Source organism: Microvirga sp. GN3 (assembly GCF_055792825.1).
The window spans coordinates 1-2884 of record NZ_JBVVAK010000285.1 but is presented as its reverse complement, the minus strand read 5'-3'; the positions used below and the strand labels follow the sequence as shown (position 1 = coordinate 2884).

3 protein-coding genes are annotated in these 2884 nt (G+C 61.9%); 2 read left to right on the top strand and 1 reads right to left on the bottom strand.

Features of this window, described 5'->3' with window-relative positions:
- Positions 1-646: tyrosine-type recombinase/integrase (locus ACS5Q1_RS46370; RefSeq protein ID WP_473104538.1), on the bottom strand; the 646-nt coding region annotated here is incomplete at its 3' end.
- 20 nt (positions 647-666) lie between these two features.
- Between ACS5Q1_RS46370 and ACS5Q1_RS46365 the strand changes: the two genes are divergently transcribed.
- Together ACS5Q1_RS46365 and ACS5Q1_RS46360 are read left to right on the top strand one after the other, a co-directional pair.
- Complete coding sequence (locus tag ACS5Q1_RS46365) at positions 667-1131, top strand: RidA family protein (RefSeq protein WP_473104537.1); 465 nt, start codon at positions 667-669, stop codon at positions 1129-1131.
- An 85-nt stretch (positions 1132-1216) separates the two neighbouring features.
- Entirely contained in the window at positions 1217-2764 is a 1548-nt protein-coding gene (locus ACS5Q1_RS46360) for an MFS transporter (RefSeq protein ID WP_473104536.1), read from the top strand.
- Positions 2765-2884 lie beyond the last annotated feature (120 nt).

Sequence of the window (2884 nt, the reverse complement as noted above, 5' to 3'; positions counted from 1 at the left end):
CGGCGATCCACGCCGAGCGGCATGCCGAAGAGAGAACCTGCACATCGATTGGCGCGGTTGCGTCACGACCGCGAAACAGCCAGTCGTTGGGCTTTGCCAGCCGCCAATAGACCCGGAGGATGCGCAGAAGCTGCGCCGACAGCATGACGTATCGGTCCTTGCCGCCCTTGCCGTGCGCGATCAGGATGACACCGCGTTCGCTGTCGATGTCGCCGACCTTCAGGCCGACGGTCTCGGAGGCACGGAGGCCCGCGGCATAGGCCGTGGTCAGCGCGGTGCGCGTCTGCAGGCTGGGCACCGCCTCGAGGAACCGGACAACCTCATCCGCGCTCAGCACCACGGGCAGCTTGCGGGGCAAGCGCGCATAGGCAATCCGTTCTGGAATCTCGGCATGGCCCAGTGTCACGCCGTAAAAGAACCGCAGCGCGCAGACCGTCTGGTTCAGCGCCGACCATGAGATCCCCTTCGCCACCAGATGCACCTGGAAGGCGCGGACATCTTCCAGGCCAAGCCGAGCCGGGGACCGGCCGAAATAGCGCGAAAACTTCGCTACCGCGTGGATGTAGGATCGCTGCGTGGCGGGCGACAGATTGCGGACCGTCATGTCCTCGATCATACGACGGCGCAGAGGGCTCAACTCGACCATCTTGATCTCCTGTTCTGGAATTGCGCTTCAACAGCCGCAATCCTTCAAAACAGAAGCATCATCCGCATCCCCGGGCACCAAATGCCGCGTCAGCGGCTTCGTTCAATCCCCAAAACCTCTATGACCCATCGCCGAATGGCTACAGCACTGCGGTGATCGTGCCCAGTGGAGCGAGGGTGGCCTATATTTCAGGGCAGGGCGGCCAGGACAGCACGGGAGGCTTGTCGCCCGACTTTGCCGTCCAGGTTGAGCAAGCCTATGCAAATTTGCGCACCGCCCTCGAGGCGCTCGGTGCAAAGCCGGATCAGGTCGCCAAGCTCACGGTCCTCGTGGTCGATCACGATATGTCCAAGCTTGAGGTGCTGACCAAAAACGTCAAGGCAATGTTCGGCGCAGCGCTGCCGGCGCAGACTCTGATGCCCGTCCCCAAGCTTGCCATTGACCCCATGCTCTTCGAGGTCGAAGCCGTCGTTGTTCTGGAATAGGGCGGTGTCGATCAGGGCTGTTCGGGTTGCCGAATCCTCGCGAGGGCGTGTAAGTACCTGCCCTTGCAAAGATGAAAGTCGGGTCATGAAAGAACAGGCAACAGTTCAAGACCAGCCGCTTGCCGGACGCCGTGAGTGGATCGGGCTCTGCGTTCTGTCGACCGCCTGTCTGATCTACTCGATGGACTTGTCAGTCCTCTTTCTGGCGATGCCCGCCATCGTCGCAGATCTCGATCCATCGGCATCAGAGCTTCTCTGGATCAACGACATCTACGGCTTCATGGTTGCGGGCTTCCTCGTGACGATGGGCACGCTTGGCGATCGGATCGGCCGTCGGCGCGTGCTGCTCATCGGGGCCTTCGCTTTCGGTTTGGCGTCCGCACTGGCCGCCTTTGCAAGCACAGCTCAGCAGCTCATCATTGCTCGCGCGTTGCTTGGGATCGCCGGCGCGACCATTGCTCCGTCGACCCTGTCCCTGGTGGTCAATCTCTTTCAGAACGAGGCCGAGCGGAACCGGGCGATCGGCATCTGGGGCTCCGCCTTCGCCTTGGGTGGGTTGGTGGGACCTCTGATCGGCGGGGTGCTGCTGCAATACTTTCATTGGGGATCGGTGTTTCTGATCAACATCCCGATCATGCTCGCGCTGCTGGTCGCTGCGCCCTTCCTGTTGCCGGAATATAAGAATGAGGGCGGCGAAAGGCTTGATTTGCTCAGTGTGGCATTGTCGCTTGGGACCGTACTGCCGATCATCTACGGCTTCAAACATATGGCAGCCGATGGCTTCGCGCCGCGCCAACTGTTGGCCATTGCGGCCGGTCTGCTGGTCGGCGTGCTGTTCGTGCGCCGCCAGAAAAGCCTCGCGCATCCGCTGATCGACCTCCGCCTGTTCCGCATCCCGGCCTTCACCGCCTCGCTGATCGTCAATCTGGCTGGCGTGTTTTTCGTGTTTGGTGTGTTCCTGTTTCAGAACCTGTTTCTGCAACTGGTTCTTGACCTGGCGCCGCTCGAAGCGGCCTTGTGGTCTGTGCCGTCCGCGCTCGTCTTCACGATCATGTCGTTTCAATCACACCGATTCACGAACCGGCTTGGGCCGGTCAAGACTGTCCTCCTGGGTCTGCTCGTCAATGCCGTCGGCGTCTCCGTGATGGCAGCCGCCGCGTACGCCGAGAGCCTGGTCGGCGTCCTTGCAGCAAGCATGCTGGTGGGTCTCGGCTTCGTGCCGGTTATCCTCACCACGACAGGCCTGATCGTGGGGACCGCGCCACCGGAGCAGGCAGGTTCGGCCTCCGCAATCTCTGAAACAAGCGCAGAGTTTGGCGGCGCGCTTGGCGTCGCTCTTCTTGGAAGCCTTGGAACGCTTGTCTATCGCATGACGATGGACGGCGTAGACCTGAGTGGGCTGAACACAGCCCAGCAACTGGCAGTTTCTACCACGCTTGCCGGCGCGGTTGAGACGGCCAAGGCGATGGGCGAATCCACACCGGTATGGTTGGAGGTGGCACGGAGCGGCTTCTCGCTGGGCTTTGCGGCTTGCTGCGCTCTCGCCTCGATCACGCTGCTCGGTCTGGCCGCTCTTGCTCACAAGATCTATTCCAGCGCTCATCTCGAAGGGGACGCGGCGATGCCTCACTAATGATCGTCACGGGATTCCGGTAACGGAGAGACCTGCATGGCGGAAGAAGCGGACGATCATTTCGGGGCGGCGCTTCAGCCGGCCGAACTCGCGGCGGGCGAGGCGATGCAGGTCGTCGAC

Bases quoted from the DNA above. Each gene is read 5' to 3' on its own strand.
- ACS5Q1_RS46360 (WP_473104536.1), top strand. From the start codon at position 1,217: ATGAAAGAACAGGCAACAGTTCAAGACCAGCCGCTTGCCGGACGCCGT.